The following is a 20,807-nucleotide window of genomic DNA, read 5'->3' on the forward strand; positions in this document are numbered from 1 at the left end:
GCGCCGACTCAGTGTGCCAGAATCGCCAGCAGCAGCAACGCCACGATGTTGGTGATCTTGATCATCGGATTCACCGCGGGGCCCGCCGTATCCTTGTAGGGATCACCGACGGTGTCGCCGGTCACCGCGGACTTGTGGGCATCACTGCCCTTGCCGCCGAAGTGGCCGTCCTCGATGTACTTCTTGGCGTTGTCCCAGGCGCCGCCGCCCGAGGTCATGGAGATCGCGACGAACAGGCCCGTCACGATCACGCCGAGCAGCATGGCGCCGACAGCGGAGAACGCCGCCGACTTGCCGGCAACGCCTCCGCCCGCGATCGCGTAGATCACGAAGTAGACGACGATCGGCGACAGCACCGGCAGCAGCGAGGGGATGATCATCTCCTTGATCGCCGCTCGCGTGAGCAGGTCGACCGCCTTGCCGTAGTCGGGCTTGTCGGTGCCCTGCATGATGCCCGGCTTCTCGCGGAACTGACGCCGGACCTCCTCGACGATCGCGCCGGCCGCACGGCCCACCGCGGTCATACCCATCGCACCGAACAGGTACGGCAAGAGACCGCCGAACAGCAGGCCCACCACGACGTAGGGATTGTTCAGCGAGAAGTCCGGATTGACGCCGGCGAAGTAGGCGTGATGCGCGCTGTCTCCAACGAAGAACTTGAGGTCCTGGTTGTAGGCCGCGAACAGCACGAGGGCACCGAGACCGGCGGAGCCGATCGCGTATCCCTTCGTCACCGCCTTGGTGGTGTTGCCGACCGCGTCGAGCGCGTCGGTCGACTTGCGTACTTCCTTCGGCAGGCCCGCCATTTCGGCGATGCCGCCGGCGTTGTCGGTCACCGGACCGAACGCGTCGAGCGCCACGATCATGCCGGCCAGCGCCAGCATGGTGGCGGTCGCGATCGCGATGCCGAACAGGCCGGCAAGGCTGTAGGTGATCAGGATGCCGGCGATGATGACGATCGCGGGCAGCGCCGTCGCCTCCATCGAGACGGCAAGTCCCTGGATCACGTTGGTGCCGTGGCCGGTCACCGAGGCCTGGGCGATCGACTTCACCGGACGATAGTCGGTGCCGGTGTAGTATTCGGTGATCCAGATGATCAGCGCGGTAACGACGAGGCCGACCACGCCGCATTCGAACAGCGCCATGCCGGTGTAGTCGACGCCCTCGAGCTTGCCGAAGCCGATCAGGTAGTAGATCACCACGGCAATGCCGATCAGCGACAGAATGCCGGTTGCGATCAGGCCTTTATAGAGGGCGCCCATGATCGACTGGCTCGGCCCGAGCTTCACGAAGAACGTGCCGATGATCGAGGTGATGATGCAGATGCCGCCGATGGCGAGCGGCAGCGTCATCATGTTGGCGAGGATCGGCGTCTTGGCGAAGAAGATCGCCGCCAGCACCATGGTGGCGACCGCCGTCACCGCGTAGGTCTCGAACAGGTCGGCCGCCATGCCGGCGCAGTCACCGACGTTGTCGCCGACGTTATCGGCAATCGTCGCCGGGTTGCGCGGATCGTCCTCCGGGATGCCCGCTTCGACCTTGCCGACGAGGTCGCCGCCAACATCGGCACCCTTGGTGAAGATGCCGCCGCCGAGACGGGCGAAGATCGAGATCAGCGAGGCGCCGAAGCCGAGCGCCACCATGGCGTCGACCACGGTGCGGCTATCGGGCGGGAGATTCAGCGAGTGGACCAGGAAGCCGAAATAGAGCGTCACGCCCAACAGGGCGAGACCGGCCACCAGCAGGCCGGTGATCGCGCCCGCCTTGAAGGCGAGTTCGAGGCCGCCGGCGAGCGAGGTCGTCGCGGCCTGGGCGGTGCGCACATTGGCACGGACCGAGACGTTCATGCCGATGAAGCCGGCCGCCCCCGACAGGATGGCGCCGATGGCGAAACCGATCGCGACATAGAGCCCGAGGAAATAGGCAAGCAGCACGAAGATGACGATGCCGACGATACCGATCGTGGTGTATTGCCGGCGCAGATAAGCCTGTGCGCCCTCGCGCACCGCTCCTGCAATTTCCTGCATGCGCGGCGACCCCGCATCCGCGCCCAACACCGAAGACGTCGCCCAAATCGCGTAGACGACGGAAAGCACTCCGCAGAGCACTATCAACCATAATGCTGTCATGTGATTTTTTGCCTCAGATCCTTGATGTATCCCCAGCGCCTTTGTTGTCCGTCTCGCGGTGCAGCGCCTTGATTTTGAACAAAGCCGCCCCTTTCCCGAAGAGGCGGCTCCAGTCGTTCGCAAGCTTGCCAAAATCAAATTGAGGGTGCAACGCCGGATCAGGCCGAAAAAGCCGATCTCGGCAGGTATTTAGACCTAATCCCGAGGGGACGGCCTCGGCTGCCTCAAGCCGCCGCCCTCACGGCATGCCGGGAGGAAGAGGCCAATTCCAGGGTCTGTCCGCCGGCCGTTGTGCGCCGGTTGAAGATCTTGACCTCGTAGACGCTGCCGCTCGCACTGGTTTCCAGTGACACCGAAACGACCTGGTCGAGCGTGAGGACGCCAAGCGGGACATCCTGGTCAGGCAGGATCAGCGTCGCCAGTTCGCTGACGAACACGATCACCAGATGGCCTTTTGCCATGTTGCTCTTCGACAGCAACCGCAACTGGCCGTGATAAGGCTGCCGGGTCCAGGCCGACGGCAGGCCGGGATCGACTACGACCTGGATATTGTTTGTCTGGGGATGCACGGTAAGCACCATCTTCGCCAGATCGGGCTTCCAGTGCATGGGCAGCGCCGGCATGGTTTTCCAGAGACAATCGAACGCCGCGCACTCGCTGGGCAGATGGTCGTGGATCGTGCAGCCCCGGCCGGGCCGGCAATGCGAGCACCATTTGCCGGCGGGCTTGCCGAATGCGACCACATTGTACACTTTGCAGCAGAGCGTGCAGCCTCCGCATTCGCGCGCGGCGGCTGCCGGCGCCTCGCTCGAACCTGCGACGATGGCCGTCATCGAATCAAATCCATTGGCTGGTTTTGCATCAATGGATACGGATACAGCGTTTGGCTGTCGCGAGGGTTGCGCCGTCAGGTATCAGGGACAGTCAGGGTCGAAGGCAAGCTGGCTTCAGAAATGGCTATAGGACAGCCGCTTCAAGGCGAGCTCCTGCCCCTGCCCGTCCAGGAAGCGTGGCCGCTCGTGGCCGGCGACGATGGTGCCGATCGCCGTGACGGCCAGACCTGCCGCCCGACCCGCGGCAATCAGCGCATCGCTCTGTGCAGGCGGGACCGTACACAGCACCTCGTAATCGTCGCCCCCGGCAAGCAGCGTCTCAACGCAAATGGCCTTGCGCACGATCAGGCCCGCCGCCGCGGCGGAGAGTGGCACAGTCTCCACATTGACAATGGCCGAGACGCCGGATGCAGCACAGAGTTTGGTCAGATCGCCGGCGAGCCCATCGGAGACGTCCATCGCGGCCGTTGCATGGTCGCGCACGGCCTGCGCCAGCATGTTGCGCGGCTGCGGGATCCGATAGCGCGAGATGAGAGCGTCTTTTGCGGCGATATCGGACGCGAGCGCCGTAGCCGCTGCGCCGCCGGTCAGCACGTCGAGTCCGAGCGCGGCATCGCCGATCGTGCCCGTCACCAGGACAATATCGCCCGGCCGCGCGCCGGTACGGCCGACCATCCGCCCCTTCGGCACCCGGCCGAAGGCGGTGATCGAAATCATCTGCGGCCCCGGCGTCGACACCGTGTCGCCGCCGAGCAGCGGACAGGCGAAAGTCTTTGCGTCCTCACCGAGTGCATCCGCGAACGGCCTGAGCCAGGCATCCTCCTTGCTGCGCAACGCCAGCGTCAGCACGAAGCCGGCCGGAGCCGCGCCCTTCGCGGCGAGATCGGACAGGTTCACCCGCAACGCCTTGCGCGCCACGGTATCTGGGGGATCGGAGGCAAGATAATGCACGCCCTCAACCACGGCGTCCGTGGTGACGACGATGTCCTCGCCGGACGCGGACAGGACCGCGGCATCGTCGACCAGCCCGAAGGCGCCTGGATCGGTTGCCAGCGGCTTGAAGTAGCGCGCGATGAGGGAGTCTTCGCCGGAAAGATTGGTCGGAGCGGTCATCGATGTCGGCCTTACTCTCCGCTGTCATCGCCCGGCCAGTGCGCAATTGCGCACTAGGACCGGGCGATCCAGTATTCCAGAGACAGTCGTGTGAAACCGATGGGCCGCGGCGTACTGGATCACCCGCTTTCGCGGGTGATGACAGCGCAGCATGGGGCAGCAGCATTGCATGACTTCACCGCCCTCGCGGATAAACTACCCCCGCCCGAACTCGTCACCGCGAAACTGGCGGCCGATCTGGTCGAGCACGGCGTTGACCATGCCGGTCTCCTCGCGGTCGACGAAGGCGTTGGCAACGTCGACATATTCGGACACCACGACGCGGCCCGGCACGTCCTTGCGATGCTGGAGCTCATAGGCCCCTGCCCGCAGCACGGCGCGCAGGATCGCTTCGATCCGCTTCAACGGCCAGCCCTTCGACAGCGCTTCGTCGATCAGCGGATCGAGCTTTTTCTGGTCGCGCACAACGCCGGAGACGACGTCGCGGAAGAACGCGGCTTCCGCCGGCAAATAGGTGTCGCCCTCGACCTCGTTGCCGAGCCAGTGGCTTTCGAACTCGGCAAAGATGTCGTTGATGCCCGCGCCGGCGATATCCATCTGGTACAGCGCCTGGACGGCCGCGAGCCGCGCCGCGCCGCGCCGGTTCGCCTTCTTCTCGGGAGCGCCCGGTTTCTTTGGATCAGACATGGCTCAGGTCCGGGCCAGGCGGCGCTTGATGCGCAGCATCGCAAGCGCGGCGCGCGCGGCATCGCCGCCCTTGTTGAGCTCGCTTGAGCGCGCCCGCGCCCAGGCTTGGTCCTCGTTGTTGACGGTAAGGATGCCGTTGCCGAGCGGCAGCTTGCGCGCCACGGCGAGGTCCATCAGCGCGCGGGAGGATTCCTGCGAGACGATCTCGAAATGAATGGTGTCGCCGCGGATGACGCAGCCGAGCGCGATCACCGCATCATAGGGCTTGCCGTTCGCCGCGGCTGCGTCGACCGCGATCGCCACCGCCGCCGGAATCTCCAGCGCTCCGGGAACCGTGATGACGTCATGCGTCAGCCCGGCCGCTTTCAGCTCGGCGACAGCGCCGTCCAACAGTGCGTCCTGGAGATCGTCATAGAACCTTGCCTCGACGACGAGCGCACGCGCGCCGGAAATGTCGGTCTGGTCCTTCAGGGGTGCGCGCCGCGCGTCTGCCATCGTCTCAATCCGTTTACTGGGTAGGCGCGTTATGTAGTCGCCGCGGGCGTGGAAGCCAAGTTTTAAACCGTCATTTCCGTCAGCCGCGCCGCATAGCGCGCCATCAGATCGACCTCGATATTGACCTCACTGCCCGCCTTCCAGCCACCGATCGTGGTCACATCAAGCGTATGCGGGATGATCAGGACCGAAAAGGTCACATCCTCAACCGTATTGATCGTCAGTGAGACGCCGTCGAGCGTGATCGAGCCTTTCGTGGCGATGAACCTCGCCAGCTCGCGCGTGGTCGAGAGCTTGAACCGCGCCATCTCGGGCAGGTCCTCGCGGCTGACGATGGTGGCGATGCCGTCGGCATGGCCGGCGACGATATGGCCACCGAGTTCATCACCGATCTTGAGAGCACGCTCGAGGTTGAGCCGCGTGCCCAGCTTCCAGGACTTGGCCGTCGTGAGTGCCAGCGTCTCGGCAGCGGTATCGACCTCGAACCAGGTTTTGCCGCCTGCGACGCCGGAGGCGACGACCGTCAGGCAGACGCCGTTGCACGCGATCGAGGCCCCATCGGCGATGGTGCTCTGATCGTAGCTGCACGCGATGCGCAGGCGGTGCAGCTGGCCCTGCGCCGTTGGCGTGAAGCTGACGATCTCGCCGATATCGGTGACAATGCCGGTGAACATGTTACGCGCGCTCGTAGATGGTGAGAGTATCGGGGCCGAATGTCTCGCTAGCATGAACCTTGTAGGCCGGCGACTGCGTGATTTTCGACAGGGGCAATGCATCGAGCGCATCGACGCCATCAGGGCCCACCTCTTCCGCCCCGCGGAACAGCCAGATCTCGTCGACGAGGTCGGCGGCCACGAACGAGGCCGCGACATGGCTGCCGCCCTCAACCATCAGCCGCGTGATGCCCTTGTCGGCCAATGCATGCAGCACGGCCGGAAGATCGAGCCCGGCTGCACCATTCGACGGCATGCGCATGATTTGCGCGCCGGCCGCGCCCAGCCGGGTCGCAGCGGCCGCTTCCGCAAGCTCGGACGCAATCACCCAAAGGGGCGTCTCGCGCGCGGAGCGCACCAGCCGGCTCGAAGCCGGAATACGCAGGCTCTGGTCGAGCACCACGCGCACCGGCGAGCGCGCCGCCATGCCCGGCAGGCGGCAATTGAGCTGCGGATCGTCCGCCAGCACCGTGCCGATCCCGACCAGGATGGCGTCGCTCTGCGCGCGCAACAGATGCACGCGGTCGCGCACGGCTTCGCCGGTGATCGCCAGCGGCTTGCCGCCTTCAGCCCCAATCTTGCCGTCGGGAGAGACCGCGAGCTTCAGGATCACATGCGGACGCTTGTCCCTGATCCGGCGGAAATGTCCCGCGTGGTCGAACGCAGCCTCTGGGGCGCATAGACCTACATCCACCGTGATGCCGGCAGCACGCAACCGCGCTTGGCCCTGCCCCGCCACATCAGGATTGGGATCCTCGATCGCCGCCACCACGCGCTTGATGCCGGCCGCGATCACCGCATCGGCGCAAGGCGGCGACTTGCCGAAATGCGAGCATGGTTCGAGCGTGACGTAGAGCGTGGCACCGCGCGCCGCCTCGCCTGCGCGCCGCAATGCTTCAGGCTCCGCATGCGGCCGTCCGCCGGCTTGCGTCCAGCCGCGGCCGACGATGACACCGTCCTTGACGACAACGGCGCCCACGGCCGGATTTGGCCAGGTGCGCCCCTGCCCGCGCCGGCCGAGCGCCAGCGCCAGCTGCATGAAGCGGCGATCGGCGTCCTTGGACTCCCGGATCCTCGCGGCGAACTGATCCTCCAGGATACGGAAGATCATTTGCGGATCGCGGCGAGCCGCGCTTCCTCCTCACCGGAGAGCTCGCCGAGCACGTCGGCGAAATCCTTGGCCTCGCGGAAATTGCGATAGACGGAGGCGAAGCGCACATAAGCAACGTCGTCGAGCGTGCGCAGATGCTCCATCACGGTCTCGCCGATCACCTCGGAAGAGATCTCGGCCTCGCCCCCGGTCTCGAGCTCGCGCACGATGGTGGAGACCATCTTCTCGACCCGCTCAGGCTCGACCTGGCGCTTGCGAAGCGATATCTGCACCGAGCGCATCAGCTTGTCGCGGTCGAACGGCACGCGGCGGCCGTTGCGCTTGATCACCGTGAGCTCGCGCAACTGCACGCGCTCGAAGGTGGTGAAGCGGAAATTGCAGGCGACGCACACGCGCCGCCTGCGGATCACGGACGAGTCCTCGGTCGGACGCGAGTCCTTCACCTGCGTATCGAGACTGTTGCAGTTCGGGCAGCGCATCCGTTGACCTTAACCCGTTGTCTTGGCCTTACTGATAGATCGGGAACCGGTCGGTGAGCGCCTTGACCCGTTCCTTGATCGCGGCTTCCACCAGCGGCGCCTTGCCGTCGGCGGACTGCGCGATCGCATTGAGGACCTCGGCGATCATGCCGCCGACCTGCTGGAATTCAGCGACGCCGAAGCCGCGGGTCGTCGCCGCCGGCGTGCCCAGACGAATGCCGGAGGTGACAAACGGGGACTCGGGGTCGAAGGGAATACCGTTCTTGTTGCAGGTGATGGCAGCGCGGACCAGCGCCTTTTCCGAGGCGTTGCCCTTCAGGCCTTTCGGCCGGAGGTCAACGAGCATCAGATGGTTATCGGTGCCGCCGGAGACAATATCGAAACCATGGCTCTTCATCGCCTCGGCCAGCGCCTTGGCGTTCTCGACCACGTTCTTCGCATAGACCTTGAAGTCCGGACGCAGCGCCTCGCCGAAAGCGACCGCCTTGGCCGCAATCACATGCATCAAGGGGCCACCCTGCAGGCCCGGGAAGATCGCCGAGTTGAACTTCTTGGTCAGCGCCTCGTCATTCCACAGCATCAGGCCGCCACGCGGACCGCGCAGCGACTTGTGCGTGGTGGTCGTGGTGACGTGAGCGTACGGCACGGGCGATGCATGCACGCCGCCGGCAACGAGGCCCGCGAAATGCGCCATATCGACCAGCAGGTACGCGCCGACGCTATCCGCGATCTCGCGGAAGCGCTTGAAGTCCCAGGCGCGCGAATAGGCCGAGCCACCCGCGACGATCAGCTTCGGCTTCACTTCTTCGGCCTGCTTGGCGACCGCGTCCATGTCGATGATCTGGTCCTCGCGGCGCACCGTGTAGTGCGCGGCCTTGAACCACTTGCCGCTCATGTTGACGGGCGAGCCGTGGGTGAGATGGCCGCCGGCCGCAAGATCGAGGCCCATGAAGGTGTCGCCGGGCTGCAGCAGCGCCAGGAACACCGCCTGGTTCATCTGGCTGCCGGAGTTCGGTTGCACATTGGCGAAGTTGGCGCCGAACAGCTTCTTGGCGCGGTCGATCGCAAGGTTCTCAGCGACGTCCACCCACTCACAACCGCCGTAGTAGCGCGCGCCCGGATAACCTTCCGCGTACTTGTTGGTCATCACCGAACCCTGCGCTTCCAGCACGGCCCGGCTGACGATGTTCTCGGAGGCGATCAGTTCGACCTCGTGGCGCTGCCGGCCGAGCTCACCTTTGATGGCGGCGGCGATTTCCGGGTCGGCCTGCTCGAGCGAGGCGGTGAAAAACGAATCGGGCGCGTTGGCGGTCTTGGCTGACGTCATCGTGGAATATCTCCACCGCCGCAGCCTTTTGGCGGGCTACGGGGGTCTGGTGTGGCGATCGGAAGCGGCGAGCGCGATCTACCACATCCCCCCGGCCCGGCCAAGCATTTGCGGGTCGGGCGGGGGAATTATGCCAGATATGGTGGAGATCGGCGGACCTGGAGGCCCCACAAGCTTACGGGACAGCCCGGCATTGAGGCGCGGATTGGCCTGTCAGGCGTCCAATCCCCTGCGAACAGGGGCCCAGCGGTCCCTCGGGGATCAAATTGGTCCGGACCGCCGGCCTTCAGGGCAGCCCGTCTACAGCCCGGTATACCCCGCCTTCACCGGGTCGATGCTGCCGTCGAGCTGGCGCAGATAGGTCAGGCCGCAGACCGTTAACCTGTGGGTGTCCTTCTCGCCGGCTTCCACCAGGGTGTTGATGTACTGCGTCACCTTTTCCCGCGCCTCCTCGCTCGCCGCCGCCGTGCGATTGGCGAGCAGGTCATAGGTCTTCATGATGCGGTCGATGGCGGCTTCCATGGCACCCTCTGGCTGTCCTAGATTTTGGGAGTCTTGATCAGGCAACCGCTCTGGCCTCGCCCTGCGCTTCAAATCGCGCGATCGCCTTGTTGGCGAGCCTGATCTTGTTGAATTCACCGTGCTGGAGCAGCTTGATGATGATCTCGAGCAGGCGTTCGTTGGTGACGAGCGTGTCGGGGATCGCACCGGAACGGCGCAAGTAATTCGCAGCGATGGCATAGGCATCGCTCACGAGCTCGACGTTCATTGCCTGCAACCCGCGCTCGACCAGCATCGCGTCCTCCGATCCAGGAAGACAACTGCGACGCGAGCGACCGGTTCCGCCGATCAGGCCAATTATTTCGCAAGCGCGAAAGGACGTCAAAACGCACCGGTCCGGGCAAAGCCGGGCCGGCGCGCTTGGGGGAAGTCAGGCACGTCAGGGAGGCCTGCCGGTCTTGTTTGGGGCCGGCTTGGCTTTAATCCCTTGGAACTCAGAGGCGATACAGGATCTGGTCGGTCCAGAATCGCTCGAGGCGGTGCAGCGACTTGTTGAGGGTCGAGAACTCCTCGCCGGAGATGCCGCCGACCTGCTCCACCGTCTTGACGTGCTTCTGGTAGAGCGCGTCGACGATGCGGCGGACTTCCTGGCCCTGCGGCGTCAGACGGATGCGCACCGAGCGGCGGTCAACGCGCGAACGCTGATGGTCGAGGAAGCCGAGCTCGACGAGCTTCTTCAGATTGTAGGAGACGTTGGAGCCGAGATAGTAACCGCGCGTGCGCAGTTCGCCCGCGGTCAGCTCCTTGTCGCCGATGTTATAGAGCAGGAGCGCCTGCACGGAATTGATGTCGGCGCGGCCACGACGATCGAACTCGTCCTTGATCACGTCGAGGAGCCGGCGATGCAGCCGCTCCACCAGAGTCAATGCTTCCAGATAGAGCGACTGCACCGAACCCTGCGGGCCGGAAACGCGCTCTGCGGTATCTGCCGCAGTTGCGACGGCTTTCATCATGACACTTCCCCTGTTGTCGTTTTTATCGACACTTATTCGACGAAACTTGTGTCCCGTCTGATAGGTGCAACTTAAGGGGGGCGTTTGAAGATCGGCTTAAATAAGAGAATAAAGAGATCATGAATTTAAGACAGTGAATTGCGGATTAAGCCTGTGCCACAAGCACTTTTCGCAACCGTCTGTTGACCGTCGCAAGGTCCTGTTCACCCTCCGTCCGCCGCTGCTGTCACATTCCAGCACAGCCCCGCCCCGTTTCGAAACGCACGCGTAAGAGCTGTGGCGGAAACCGCTAGGTCAACGAAAACTTACCTCGAATTTTAGGCAACCAGCGGTCAACCAAGTCACCACGAGAGCGCACGTCCTCTCGTGTCCCGGACAAGCGAAGCGAAGGCAGAGCCGGGACCAAGAAGCCAAAAACGCGACCGCGGAGAGATGGGCCCGGCTCTGCGACGCATCACGCCGCAAGTGCGGCGCGCTGCATCGCGTCCGCGGCGCGAGAGTATTCTTTGATAACGGAGACGTCGGCTACGGCGGCCGTTCGCGCGCGGCCATCCAGGCGAGCGCCAGATAAGCGGCGAGCATGAAGGCCTCGACGCCCACGACGACCAGGCTGCCGCCATAGATGCCCGGAAACATCAGCTCGATCACGGCCATCGAGACCACGGTCGTAAGCCACACCACCGCGCCCCAGGGCGTGGCGAGCCAGAGGCCGACCGCAGCGACGAGCTCGATGACCGCGAAGTAAATGGTCGAGGCCTGCCAGGCCATCGACTGGTTCTCGAAGGCATCGTCCTCGCCGCCGACGAAGCCCGTCACCTGTGCCCAGTGATAGAGGCCCTTGAGGATCGACAGCAACGCCATCACCCGCAGGAACAGCACCAGCCGGCGGGTCCAGACGTTGTCATCGGACTCGGTGCGCTCCGACGAGATCGCCGCCACCGACATCGCGCTGTCTCGCGCATTGTCTCTGACGGCGTCCCTGGCATTGGCGCTGTCGCGGGCCGCATCGCGGGTGGAGATCTCGGACATAGCCCCTTCTGGCTGTTTCGCCTCGCAAAATCAATCGGCTGCCATCACCTTGCGGGAGGTCAAGCCGCGGTGACGGGAACCATGCGAGCTGGTATAAGAATAATTCCAGCCGGGAGAAGAGTGATGGCGATCAAATACGGACGTCCGATCGAACTGCGCGAGGTCGCGCGCGGGACGGGTACAGCGGTGCCTCACGCCCTCGATCTGACCGTTCGCCCCCGCCGCAACCGCAAGGCCGAATGGGCCAGGCGCATGGTGCGCGAGAACGTGCTCACCACCGATGATCTGATCTGGCCGCTGTTCCTGATCGACGGCGACAACAAGCGCGAGCCGGTCGCCTCGATGCCCGGCGTCGAGCGCCTCAGCGTCGACCAGGCGGTCCGCGAGGCCGAGCGCGCCATGAAGCTCACGATCCCCTGCATCGCGCTGTTTCCCTATACCGATCCGTCCCTGCGCGACGAGGAGGGCTCGGAAGCGACCAACCCGAACAATCTCGTCTGCCAGGCGGTGCGCGCGATCAAGAAGGAATTCCCTGACATCGGGGTCCTCTGCGACGTCGCGCTCGACCCCTTCACCAGCCATGGCCATGACGGTCTGATCTCCGACGGCAAGATCCTGAACGACGAGACGGTCGCGGTGCTGGTGCGGCAGGCGCTGGTGCAGGCCGAAGCCGGCTGCGACATCATCGCGCCCTCGGACATGATGGACGGCCGCGTTGCCGCGATCCGCGAAGGATTGGACCGCGCCGGCCTGCTCGACGTGCAGATCATGGCATATGCCGCAAAATACGCCTCGGCCTTCTACGGCCCGTTCCGCGACGCCATCGGCTCGGCCAAGACACTCACCGGCGACAAGCGCACCTATCAGATGGACAGCGCCAACAGCGACGAAGCACTGCGCGAAGTCGAGCTCGACATCGCGGAAGGCGCCGACATGGTGATGGTCAAGCCCGGCCTGCCCTATCTCGACGTGGTGCGCCGTGTGAAAGACACGTTTGCGATGCCGACCTTCGCCTACCAGGTCTCCGGCGAGTACGCGATGATCGCTGCCGCCGCCGGCAACGGCTGGCTCGATGGTGACCGCGCGATGATGGAGAGCCTGCTCGCCTTCAAGCGCGCCGGCGCCGACGGCGTGCTCAGCTATTTCGCGCCGAAGGCCGCGGAGAAGCTGCGCGCGCAGGGGTAATCCCGCGCGGTCTTTCCGCCCCCGAATCGCCGGAATATTTCGGCTTGTTAATCCGGCTGCGCCCTTGGCAGGGGACGAGCCTGTTCCCATGTCCTGCCACGGGAGTTTCCCCTGGGAGAACGGACATGTCGTATTCGGATTCGGGCAATGCCTGGCGCAATGACGGTGCTGCGCAGCCGCACGCCTATGATCCCTATCAGCATCCGGAACTGTTCCGCGGTGTCGCGACGCGGCGGGTGTTCGCGTTCCTGATCGACATGGTCGTGATCTCCGTGCCCGTCATCCTCGGCTACATCTTCATTGCCCTGTTCGGCGTGGTGACGCTCGGCATCGGCTGGGCGCTGTTCTGGCTGGCCTGGCCCGCCTCCGTGATCTGGGCCATCGTCTATTACGGCGCCTGCATCGGCGGTCCCTCATCGGCGACGGTCGGGATGCGGATCATGGACCTGGAGCTCCGCACCTGGTACGGCGCGCCCGGCTACTTCGTCCTCGGCGCGACCCATGCCGTGCTGTTCTGGGTGACCGTCTCGTTCCTGACGCCCTTCATCGTGCTGATCGGCCTGTTCAATGGTCGCCGGCGCCTGCTGCATGATTTCGTGCTGGGAACGGTTGTGATCAACAATTCCGTCCGGGCGCCCGTGGCTCAGACCGCGAGGACCTGGTGAGCAAGAGCCTATCAACCAGGATCGACTAAGCTGACTGAGCTGACCCGCCGAGCAGACCGATTGACCAAGGGCTTCTGGAGCGCGATGCTGACACCCACTTCGGAGGCCCACGACGTCCCTTGACCCAGCACTCGCGCGACACCCCACAATTTTACCTCACGGCGCCCTCCCCTTGCCCGTATCTGCCGGGCCGGCATGAGCGCAAGGTGTTTACGCACCTCGTGGGTGACCGCGCCGGTGATCTCAATGACCTCCTGACCCATGGCGGGTTCCGCCGCAGCCAGTCGATCGCTTACCGGCCGGCCTGCGACCAATGCCGCGCCTGTGTCTCCGTCCGGGTCATCGCCAACGAGTTCCGCCCCTCCCGCAACTTCCGCAAGGTGATGGCGCGCAACGCCGACATCATCGGCGAGCAGCGCAGCGCGGTGCCGACCTCCGAACAATATTCCATCTTCCGCGCCTATCTCGACGCCCGTCACCGCCACGGCGGCATGGCCGACATGACCGTGCTCGACTACGCCATGATGGTGGAGGACAGCCACGTCGAGACCCGCATCATCGAGTACCGCAAGCGGGGTCCCGACAGCGGCCTCACCGGCCGCGGCGAAGAGCTGATCGCGGTCGCGCTGACCGACGTGCTGAGCGACGGCCTGTCGATGGTCTATTCGTTCTTCGAGCCGAACCAGGTCAGCCGCTCGATGGGCACCTTCATGATCCTCGACCACATCGCGCGGGCGCGGCGGCAAGGCTTGCCTTACGTCTATCTCGGCTACTGGATCGAAGGGTCGAAGAAGATGGACTACAAGGCCCGCTTCCTGCCGCAGCAGCGCCTCGCCCCCTCAGGCTGGCTGCGCATCGACGCACAAGGCGATGCGGCGTCCGAGCCGCAGGATTAGCGCGCTCACCCCAACAGCACATCCACCAACAGCTTCAGGTTCAGAACCAGGATTACACCGGCGAAGATCCACGCGATCGCGGCGACCGACGTGGGAATCGCGAACTGGCCCATCTTGCGGCGATCCGAGACGAAGCGGACCAGCGGGATCACGGCGAAGGGAAGCTGCATCGACAGCACGACCTGGCTGAACACCAGCAAATCCGCCGTGCCGCGCTCGCCGTAGATTGCGGTGACGACGATGACAGGGACGATAGCGATGCCGCGCGTCAGCAGGCGGCGCGCCCAGCTCGGCAGGCGCAGATCGAGAAAGCCTTCCATCACGATCTGGCCGGCGAGCGTCGCGGTCACGGTCGAGTTCAGGCCCGAGGCGAGCAGCGCGACCGCGAACAGTGTCGAGGCGATACCGAGACCGAGCAAGGGCGAGAGCAGCTCGAACGCCTGGCCGATCTCGGCGACGTCGGAATGGCCGCTGGTGTGGAAGGTCGCGGCCGCCACCACCAGGATCGCGGCGTTGATGAACAGCGCCAGCATCAGCGCTATCGTGGAATCCGTCGTCGCCCATTTGATCGCTTCGCGACGGCCTTCGTCGTCGCGCGCATAGGCGCGCGTCTGCACGATCGACGAATGCAGATAGAGATTATGCGGCATCACGGTCGCGCCGATGATGCCGATCGCGATGTAGAGCATCTCGGGATTGGTGAAGATCTCGCTCTTCGGCGCAAAGCCGCGCAGCACGTCCGCGATCGGCGGCGCAGCAGCGACGATCTGGACCGCAAAGCAGATCGCGATCACCGAAAGCAGCGCCATCACGAAGGCTTCGAGGAGGCGGAAGCCGCGGTTCATCAGGACCAGCAGCAGGAACGCATCCAGCGCTGCGATCAGCGCACCGCCGATCAGGGGAATGCCAAACAGAAGCTTCAGCGCGATCGCGGTGCCGATCACCTCGGCGAGATCGCAGGCGATGATCGCCGCCTCGCAAGCGAGCCAGAGCAGAAAGTTGACGGCGGGCGAATAAGTCGCGCGGCAGGCCTGCGCGAGATCGCGGTCGGTGACGATGCCGAGCCGCGCCGCCAAGGACTGCAGCAGGATCGCCATGAGGTTCGAGAGCAGGATGACCGCGAGCAGCGTGTAGCCGAACCTCGACCCGCCGGCGAGGTCGGTCGCCCAATTGCCGGGGTCCATGTAGCCGACCGAGACCATGTAGCCCGGGCCGATGAAGGCCAGCAGCCGCCGCCACCACGTCCCTGCCGTCGGGAGGGGCACCGTGGCGTTCACCTCGGCCAGGCTCTTGGTCGCGGGCGCATCATCGCGCCAGCCCGCCGAGTCGTGGGTCAGGCCGCGAGTCAGATCCTGGGTCAGATCGGGCGATCTAGCATCCATGCTGGCAGAATACCGGGATAGGCTTTTATTGCAACTCATTTGCAACTGCATCTAGCCGCATCGGTTCCCGTCATCGCGCCATCGACCCGGCCATGTCGGGAAGCGGGTGGGTTTGGCCGTCCCGGGTCTCCGATACTGGCGCCATCAAGACTTTGCAGGAAATGCGCCATGTCAAATGCGTCCGGTCTCCCTGACACCTTCAATCGCCTCGCCTGGTCCAACCTCGCGGCTCAATCGGCCGAGCAGATCGCCCTGGCCGCAGCGCCCATCGTCGCGGTGCTGACGCTGGGTGTGGCCGAGGGCCAGACCGGCCTGCTCCAGACCGCCCTCACCTTGCCCTTCGTCCTGTTCGCCATCCCCGCCGGCCTGCTCGCCGACCGCATCTCGCGCCGCGCGCTGATGGCAGGCGCCGAGGCGCTACGCGCGGCGGCGCTGGCTGCGATCGTTCTCCTGCTCGCGCTCGGCGCGCTCAATCTGCCGCTGCTGGCGCTACTCGGCTTTGCCGCGGTATGCGGCACTGTGGTCTACAGCGTGGCCGCGCCCGCGCTGGTGCCCTCGCTGGTGAGCGCAGAGCTGCTGCCGGCTGCGAATGCGCGGATCGAGCTGGCCCGCACCATCGCCTTCGCAAGCGGTCCTGCGCTGGGCGGCGCGCTGGTGGGATGGTGGGGGGCGAGCCCGGCCTTCGGCTTTGCCGCCGCGCTCTCGCTGATCGCCGTGGTGCTGCTCTCCGGCCTCTATGAACCGGCGCGTGCGCCGATGCCGCGCCGTCATCCGTTCCAGGACATCCGCGAGGGCGCCGGTTTCGTGTTTCACCATCCGCTGCTGCGGCCGGTCTTCATCACCCAATTCATCTTCAATACCGGCTGGTTCCTGCAGATCGCGGTGTTCGTGCCCTATGCGGTGCGCCATCTCGGTCTGACCGCCGCGGGCGTCGGCACGGTGTTGACGATGTACGGTGTCGGCATGGTGATCGGCGCGCTGTTCGCAACGCGCGTGATGCAACGCATTGCGTTCGGCACGGTCGTTGGCCTCGGCCCGATCACCGGCTTCGTCGCGGCCCTGGTGATGGCGCTGACGGTGCTGGTGCCCTCGCCGTGGCTTGCTGCCTTGAGCTTCTTCCTGCTCGGCGTCGGCCCGATCCTGTGGGTGATCTCGACCACGACCTTGCGCCAGTCGGTGACGCCGCCGCGTCTGCTCGGCCGGGTCTCCGCCATCAACATCATGAGCTACGGCGCCCGCCCGCTCGGCTCGGCACTGGGTGCGATCGTCGGCGGCATCTGGAGCGCGGAAGCGTGCCTCTATCTCGCGGCGGCCGTGTTCGGCGTGCAGGCGCTGGTGATCTGGCTGTCACCGGCGGTGGCGCTGGACCGGCAGCCGGCGATGGTGGGGGATGAAGTGGCGGCACGGTGCTAGCCACAGGCGTCATTGCGAGGAGCCCTTCGCGACGAAGCAATCCAGAATCCTTCCGCGGAGATCATCTGGATTGCTTCGCTGCGCTCGCAATGACCGCGTGGGCGGCGACATCAGTGCTTAATTCGCCAGATACCGCTCGTAGCTCCCGGTCACGGGCTCGCTCGCATCGACCTCGGGGTCGAGCGTGTAGAGATCCTGCGCGCGGCCGATGCCGCGCAACGCGTAGCGGCCGGTGGATACGAGATAGCGGCGGCCGGCGGCGTCCAGGCCCTTGTAGAATTCCGCCGACGCCAGCACTTCGCGGTCGACCGAGCGGCTCATCGAGGCGATGCGGCTGACCTCGTTCACGGTCGGCCCCACCACTGTGAAATCGAGCCGGTCCTCGCTGCCGATATTGCCGTACAGGACCTCGCCGACATGCAGCCCGATATAGGCCGACGTGGTCGGACGGCCCTCCGCCGCGCGGCGTGCATTCAGCGTCGCGACATTCTGGCGAAACAGGTGCTCGGCTCGCAGCGCGGCGCGGCGCGCATCCGCCATGTCCGCAGCCGTGAACATCGCGAGCACGCCGTCGCCGATCAGCTTCAGCACGTCGCCGCCGGCTTCGTGGATCGCGTCGATCACGGCCTGCGCATAGTCGTTGAGGAACGGGATGATCTCGTCCGGCCCGATGCTCTCGCTGATCCCGGTCGAGCCGCGCAGATCCGAATACCAGAGCACGGCATTGATGCGTTCGGTGACGCCGCGCGAGATGCGCCCGCGCAGAACCTGCTCGGAGGCATCGCGTCCGAGATAGACCCGCCCCAGCGTCCGCACGATGTCGACCTGCTGCGCCGATTTGATCGCGAGTCCCAGCACCGGCACGAGATCGCGCAGCGCGGCGAGCTCGGCTTCGGCAAAGCCGTCGTCACGCCGCGTCGTCCAGTAGGAGTAGAGGCAGTCCATCTGCCCGAGCGCGCCGGTCTCACCGAAGCGGTGCACGAACGCCAGGAAATGGCGGTGACCGTTTTCGGCGAGGTCGCCGATCTGCGAGAAATCGAGCGAGGGCGCATCGGCAAGATCGAGCACCATCTCGTCGTGGCCATGCTCGAGCAGATGATAGAACACCGAGCGCCGCCAGTTCTTGGCGGCATCGCCTTCAGCCGTCGAGCCGTATTCGACGACGTCGCTCTCGTTGGTCGGCGTATCGCTCCAGCGAAAGGCTCGGCCCTCGTAGATCGGATGCAGCGTATCGATGACCACGAGCCCGCGCGACAGTTCCAGCCCCTCGGCGCGGCAGCGCTCGCAAAATCCCCGGAGCAGATCGGGTTCGGGAAGACCGGTGAGCCCCTGGCCGGCCAGCCAGTTCATCAGCGCGAGGCGGGAGGTTATTTGCATGCGCTATTATGGCGTTCATTCATGACGAGCGGAAGGCCGCAGACCAAGCTTCATCCGCAAGCAGATCGAACATGTCCGGGACGCTGTTGACGTGCCGGCATTGCCGGCTGCAAATGGAACCGATGACACTGCAGACGAGAAACATTGGGATATGACCCAGCGCCAGCTTCCGATCATCCTGGCGCTCGGCACGACGCAGACCCTGGCCTGGGCGTCGAGCTACTATCTGCCGGCCCTGCTCGCCGATCCCATGGCGCACGACCTCGGCGTCTCCTCGAACTGGGTCTTCGGCGCATTCTCGGCTTCGCTGGTGATCTCCGCGATGCTGGGGCCACGCATCGGCCGGCAGATCGATCTCGTCGGCGGACGGCAGGTGCTGTCGGCCTCGAACCTGACCATCGCGGCGGGCCTCGTCCTGCTCGGCTTCTCACATTCGATCGTGGTGATGGCATTCGCCTGGCTTGTGCTCGGCATCGGCATGGCCATGGGACTCTATGATGCCGCTTTCGCCGCACTCGGCCGAATCTACGGCACCGAGGCGCGCGGCTCGATCACCGGCATCACGCTGATGGCGGGCTTTGCCTCGACCGTGGGCTGGCCCCTCACCGCCTGGGGGCTCGCCCATATTGGCTGGCGCGAGACGTGTTTCGCCTGGGCCGCGGCCAACATCCTGATCGGCCTGCCCCTCAACTTCTTCATGCTGCCGGCGATCAAGGGCGCCAAGCAGGCCGCGGCTGCGGCCGAGAAGCCGCATTTGCCGCTCGACCGCACGATGGTGCTGCTCGCCTTCGTCTTCGCAGCGGTCTGGACCGTCACCGGCGCCATGGCCGTGCATTTCCCCCGCATCCTCGAGGCAACAGGGGCAACGCATGTCGAAGCGATCGCGGCCGGCGCCCTGATCGGCCCGGCGCAGGTGATCGCGCGCATTCTCGAAGCGAGCGTACTCAGCCGCTTTCATCCGCTCTTGTCGACCCGGCTCGCCTGCCTCACCCACCCGATCGGAGCTGCCGTCGTCGCCATCTTCGGCGCGCCGGCCGCGAGCGCCTTTGCCCTGCTGCACGGCTCCGGCAACGGCATTTTGACGATCGCGCGCGGGACGCTGCCACTCGCGATCTTCGGCCCCAAGGATTTCGGCTATCGCCTCGGCATCATCGGCGCGCCGGCAAGGATGGCGCAGGCGATATCGCCGCTGGCATTCGGCCTGCTGATCGATGTGATGGGCGCCAAGGTGCTGATGGTCTCGTCGGCGCTGAGCCTGTCGGCGCTGGCGGCGCTGTTTCTGATCCGCGCCAAGTCACGGCCGGATTGACCGGGCCACCGCTTTCGCGCACAAGCGCAGCATGACCGACGACAACAGTCCGCCCCGCACCTTCAAAGGCCTCCTGCGCTGGGCCATGACGCCACCGCAGGCCTGGGGCGTCTATCTCCTCGCCGTGCTGCTGGTGTGGCTGCTCTCGTTCTATGCCGGCACGCTGAAGCCGAAGAAGACACCGGACCCGAGCCCACCGGCGGTCACCGCACCAAGAAGCTGATCCCGCCTCAGTCGTAAAACTCCGGCGACATCTTCTGGGTGTCGCGCTGCGCCTTGTCGTGGTTGATCCAGAGCTGCCCCTTTTCCTTCGAAACGACGTCGGCGATCTTCTGCATCGAGGCGAGCGACTGGTCCTTGCTGACATTCATCGTGGGGACGCGGCGGTTGTCGTAATTATCCCTGAAATGGGCGGCATCGCCCGACAGCACCACCACGCCGGTCTTCGGCAGTCTCACCATCAACGACTGGTGTCCCGGCGTATGGCCGGGCGTCGAGAGGATGGTGATGCTGCCGTCACCGAACACGTCCTTGTCGCCCGCGAGCAGCTCGACCGGATGCGAGGGCTTGAAGCGCGGCTCGTTGTTGGCGCCCGGCCAGTCATATTCGGCCTTCTGCACATAGAGCGTTGCCTGCGGGAACATCTCGACATTGCCAATGTGATCGGGGTGCGTGTGCGAGACGCCCATCGCCTTGACGTCAACAGGTTTCACGCCGATCTGCTCGAGTTGCGCGGCGAGCGTTTTCGGACGCCGCCAGGTGACGGCCTTGGAATCGGCCGGCACGAGCCCGTTCGGCATCCCTGCGACGGCGTCGGGAATGCCGGTGTCCCACAGGAACCAGCCCTGGCTGTGCTTGATGAGATAGCAGGTGTCGACGAAGTCCATCGACTTGCCTTCATTCACGCCGGGCGACCAGCGCGAGATGTCGCCGGCGACCCCCTCGCCGCAGTTGAGGATGTAGAGCTTTTCGACCCCCGTCTGCGCGGATGCGGCGCGGGCCGACAGCGCGAGTGCGGCGATGGCCAGAGCAAGCGTGATCCTGGACATGATCTTGGGCGTCATCCTTGGTCCCTCCTGGCAGCGCATTGTTGGTGCGATCGAAGATCAACCCCGATCCCGCCGCGGAATTCCGCTTCGTTCACTATAGG

22 protein-coding genes are annotated in these 20,807 nt (G+C 65.2%); 6 read left to right on the top strand and 16 right to left on the bottom strand.

Annotated elements, in window-relative coordinates; all coding sequences use genetic code 11:
• Positions 1-8: 8 nt before the first annotated feature.
• From X265_RS21425 to X265_RS21485, 13 genes are all read right to left on the bottom strand, one after another.
• Positions 9-2,129 carry a sodium-translocating pyrophosphatase gene (locus X265_RS21425; RefSeq protein WP_128966613.1) on the bottom strand — a complete coding sequence of 707 codons (2,121 nt, stop codon included), beginning with the start codon at positions 2,127-2,129 and terminating at the stop codon, positions 9-11.
• Between the two features lie 224 nt (positions 2,130-2,353).
• On the bottom strand, positions 2,354-2,962 hold the full coding sequence (locus X265_RS21430; protein ID WP_128966614.1) for a hypothetical protein: 609 nt from the start codon (positions 2,960-2,962) through the stop codon (positions 2,354-2,356).
• Positions 2,963-3,076: 114 nt separating this feature from the next.
• Positions 3,077-4,075 carry a thiamine-phosphate kinase gene (thiL, locus tag X265_RS21435; protein ID WP_128966615.1) on the bottom strand — a complete coding sequence of 333 codons (999 nt, stop codon included), beginning with the start codon at positions 4,073-4,075 and terminating at the stop codon, positions 3,077-3,079.
• A 195-nt stretch (positions 4,076-4,270) separates the two neighbouring features.
• Positions 4,271-4,762: a transcription antitermination factor NusB gene (nusB, locus tag X265_RS21440; protein ID WP_128966616.1), complete on the bottom strand. Its 492-nt coding sequence runs from the start codon at positions 4,760-4,762 to the stop codon at positions 4,271-4,273.
• A gap of 3 nt (positions 4,763-4,765) precedes the next feature.
• Positions 4,766-5,257, bottom strand: a complete 492-nt coding sequence (gene ribH, locus X265_RS21445; protein WP_128966617.1) for a 6,7-dimethyl-8-ribityllumazine synthase — start codon at positions 5,255-5,257, stop codon at positions 4,766-4,768.
• A gap of 62 nt (positions 5,258-5,319) precedes the next feature.
• Entirely contained in the window at positions 5,320-5,931 is a 612-nt protein-coding gene (locus X265_RS21450; protein WP_128966618.1) for a riboflavin synthase, read from the bottom strand.
• Between the two features lies 1 nt (position 5,932).
• Positions 5,933-7,081: a bifunctional diaminohydroxyphosphoribosylaminopyrimidine deaminase/5-amino-6-(5-phosphoribosylamino)uracil reductase RibD gene (gene ribD, locus X265_RS21455; RefSeq protein ID WP_128966619.1), complete on the bottom strand. Its 1,149-nt coding sequence runs from the start codon at positions 7,079-7,081 to the stop codon at positions 5,933-5,935.
• Positions 7,078-7,560: a transcriptional regulator NrdR gene (gene nrdR / locus X265_RS21460; protein ID WP_011087793.1), complete on the bottom strand. Its 483-nt coding sequence runs from the start codon at positions 7,558-7,560 to the stop codon at positions 7,078-7,080. Before nrdR ends, ribD begins: the two co-directional genes overlap by 4 nt.
• A gap of 28 nt (positions 7,561-7,588) precedes the next feature.
• Positions 7,589-8,887 carry a serine hydroxymethyltransferase gene (gene glyA / locus X265_RS21465; RefSeq protein WP_128966620.1) on the bottom strand — a complete coding sequence of 433 codons (1,299 nt, stop codon included), beginning with the start codon at positions 8,885-8,887 and terminating at the stop codon, positions 7,589-7,591.
• Between the two features lie 300 nt (positions 8,888-9,187).
• Complete coding sequence (locus X265_RS21470; RefSeq protein ID WP_128966621.1) at positions 9,188-9,409, bottom strand: hypothetical protein; 222 nt, start codon at positions 9,407-9,409, stop codon at positions 9,188-9,190.
• A gap of 37 nt (positions 9,410-9,446) precedes the next feature.
• A complete protein-coding gene (locus X265_RS21475; RefSeq protein ID WP_128966622.1) occupies positions 9,447-9,683 on the bottom strand; it encodes a hypothetical protein in 237 nt (78 codons plus the stop codon).
• A 199-nt stretch (positions 9,684-9,882) separates the two neighbouring features.
• Positions 9,883-10,401, bottom strand: coding sequence for a transcriptional regulator LdtR (gene ldtR, locus X265_RS21480; protein ID WP_128966623.1), 519 nt, complete (start codon positions 10,399-10,401; stop codon positions 9,883-9,885).
• Positions 10,402-10,926: 525 nt separating this feature from the next.
• Positions 10,927-11,430: a DUF6163 family protein gene (locus tag X265_RS21485; RefSeq protein ID WP_128966624.1), complete on the bottom strand. Its 504-nt coding sequence runs from the start codon at positions 11,428-11,430 to the stop codon at positions 10,927-10,929.
• A gap of 123 nt (positions 11,431-11,553) precedes the next feature.
• On the opposite strand from X265_RS21485, the gene hemB reads away from it, so the two are divergent.
• The 3 genes from hemB to X265_RS21500 all read left to right on the top strand — a co-directional run bounded on the left by hemB (position 11,554) and on the right by X265_RS21500 (position 14,176).
• Positions 11,554-12,615 (top strand): porphobilinogen synthase, encoded by a 1,062-nt coding sequence (gene hemB / locus X265_RS21490; protein WP_128966625.1) that lies wholly within the window; start codon positions 11,554-11,556, stop codon positions 12,613-12,615.
• Positions 12,616-12,740: 125 nt separating this feature from the next.
• Positions 12,741-13,280 carry an RDD family protein gene (locus X265_RS21495; protein ID WP_128966626.1) on the top strand — a complete coding sequence of 180 codons (540 nt, stop codon included), beginning with the start codon at positions 12,741-12,743 and terminating at the stop codon, positions 13,278-13,280.
• A gap of 119 nt (positions 13,281-13,399) precedes the next feature.
• On the top strand, positions 13,400-14,176 hold the full coding sequence (locus X265_RS21500) for an arginyltransferase (protein ID WP_128966627.1): 777 nt from the start codon (positions 13,400-13,402) through the stop codon (positions 14,174-14,176).
• 5 nt (positions 14,177-14,181) lie between these two features.
• Here X265_RS21500 and X265_RS21505 read toward each other — a convergent pair whose 3' ends face one another.
• Complete coding sequence (locus tag X265_RS21505) at positions 14,182-15,558, bottom strand: Nramp family divalent metal transporter (protein ID WP_128966628.1); 1,377 nt, start codon at positions 15,556-15,558, stop codon at positions 14,182-14,184.
• Positions 15,559-15,726: 168 nt separating this feature from the next.
• Here X265_RS21505 and X265_RS21510 point away from each other — a divergent pair, with 168 nt between their 5' ends.
• Positions 15,727-16,971, top strand: coding sequence for an MFS transporter (locus X265_RS21510; RefSeq protein ID WP_128966629.1), 1,245 nt, complete (start codon positions 15,727-15,729; stop codon positions 16,969-16,971).
• A 117-nt stretch (positions 16,972-17,088) separates the two neighbouring features.
• Here the strand turns inward: X265_RS21510 and X265_RS21515 are convergent, their stop codons facing one another.
• Positions 17,089-18,348: an adenylate/guanylate cyclase domain-containing protein gene (locus tag X265_RS21515; RefSeq protein WP_128966630.1), complete on the bottom strand. Its 1,260-nt coding sequence runs from the start codon at positions 18,346-18,348 to the stop codon at positions 17,089-17,091.
• A gap of 151 nt (positions 18,349-18,499) precedes the next feature.
• Here X265_RS21515 and X265_RS21520 point away from each other — a divergent pair, with 151 nt between their 5' ends.
• Complete coding sequence (locus X265_RS21520) at positions 18,500-19,657, top strand: MFS transporter (protein ID WP_128966631.1); 1,158 nt, start codon at positions 18,500-18,502, stop codon at positions 19,655-19,657.
• 31 nt (positions 19,658-19,688) lie between these two features.
• On the top strand, positions 19,689-19,880 hold the full coding sequence (locus X265_RS21525; RefSeq protein ID WP_128966632.1) for a hypothetical protein: 192 nt from the start codon (positions 19,689-19,691) through the stop codon (positions 19,878-19,880).
• Positions 19,881-19,887: 7 nt separating this feature from the next.
• On the opposite strand, the gene X265_RS21530 is transcribed toward X265_RS21525, so the two are convergent.
• Positions 19,888-20,721: an N-acyl homoserine lactonase family protein gene (locus X265_RS21530; protein ID WP_164938730.1), complete on the bottom strand. Its 834-nt coding sequence runs from the start codon at positions 20,719-20,721 to the stop codon at positions 19,888-19,890.
• Positions 20,722-20,807 lie beyond the last annotated feature (86 nt).

The sequence above is a fragment of the Bradyrhizobium guangdongense genome, assembly GCF_004114975.1.
Classification (GTDB): domain Bacteria; phylum Pseudomonadota; class Alphaproteobacteria; order Rhizobiales; family Xanthobacteraceae; genus Bradyrhizobium; species Bradyrhizobium guangdongense.

Bases quoted from the DNA above. Each gene is read 5' to 3' on its own strand.
- X265_RS21425 (WP_128966613.1), bottom strand. From the start codon at position 2,129: ATGACAGCATTATGGTTGATAGTGCTCTGCGGAGTGCTTTCCGTCGTC.
- X265_RS21430 (WP_128966614.1), bottom strand. From the start codon at position 2,962: ATGACGGCCATCGTCGCAGGTTCGAGCGAGGCGCCGGCAGCCGCCGCG.
- thiL (WP_128966615.1), bottom strand. From the start codon at position 4,075: ATGACCGCTCCGACCAATCTTTCCGGCGAAGACTCCCTCATCGCGCGC.
- nusB (WP_128966616.1), bottom strand. From the start codon at position 4,762: ATGTCTGATCCAAAGAAACCGGGCGCTCCCGAGAAGAAGGCGAACCGG.
- ribH (WP_128966617.1), bottom strand. From the start codon at position 5,257: ATGGCAGACGCGCGGCGCGCACCCCTGAAGGACCAGACCGACATTTCC.
- X265_RS21450 (WP_128966618.1), bottom strand. From the start codon at position 5,931: ATGTTCACCGGCATTGTCACCGATATCGGCGAGATCGTCAGCTTCACG.
- ribD (WP_128966619.1), bottom strand. From the start codon at position 7,081: ATGATCTTCCGTATCCTGGAGGATCAGTTCGCCGCGAGGATCCGGGAG.
- nrdR (WP_011087793.1), bottom strand. From the start codon at position 7,560: ATGCGCTGCCCGAACTGCAACAGTCTCGATACGCAGGTGAAGGACTCG.
- glyA (WP_128966620.1), bottom strand. From the start codon at position 8,887: ATGACGTCAGCCAAGACCGCCAACGCGCCCGATTCGTTTTTCACCGCC.
- X265_RS21470 (WP_128966621.1), bottom strand. From the start codon at position 9,409: ATGGAAGCCGCCATCGACCGCATCATGAAGACCTATGACCTGCTCGCC.
- X265_RS21475 (WP_128966622.1), bottom strand. From the start codon at position 9,683: ATGCTGGTCGAGCGCGGGTTGCAGGCAATGAACGTCGAGCTCGTGAGC.
- ldtR (WP_128966623.1), bottom strand. From the start codon at position 10,401: ATGATGAAAGCCGTCGCAACTGCGGCAGATACCGCAGAGCGCGTTTCC.
- X265_RS21485 (WP_128966624.1), bottom strand. From the start codon at position 11,430: ATGTCCGAGATCTCCACCCGCGATGCGGCCCGCGACAGCGCCAATGCC.
- hemB (WP_128966625.1), top strand. From the start codon at position 11,554: ATGGCGATCAAATACGGACGTCCGATCGAACTGCGCGAGGTCGCGCGC.
- X265_RS21495 (WP_128966626.1), top strand. From the start codon at position 12,741: ATGTCGTATTCGGATTCGGGCAATGCCTGGCGCAATGACGGTGCTGCG.
- X265_RS21505 (WP_128966628.1), bottom strand. From the start codon at position 15,558: ATGGATGCTAGATCGCCCGATCTGACCCAGGATCTGACTCGCGGCCTG.
- X265_RS21510 (WP_128966629.1), top strand. From the start codon at position 15,727: ATGTCAAATGCGTCCGGTCTCCCTGACACCTTCAATCGCCTCGCCTGG.
- X265_RS21515 (WP_128966630.1), bottom strand. From the start codon at position 18,348: ATGCAAATAACCTCCCGCCTCGCGCTGATGAACTGGCTGGCCGGCCAG.
- X265_RS21520 (WP_128966631.1), top strand. From the start codon at position 18,500: ATGACCCAGCGCCAGCTTCCGATCATCCTGGCGCTCGGCACGACGCAG.
- X265_RS21525 (WP_128966632.1), top strand. From the start codon at position 19,689: ATGACCGACGACAACAGTCCGCCCCGCACCTTCAAAGGCCTCCTGCGC.
- X265_RS21530 (WP_164938730.1), bottom strand. From the start codon at position 20,721: ATGACGCCCAAGATCATGTCCAGGATCACGCTTGCTCTGGCCATCGCC.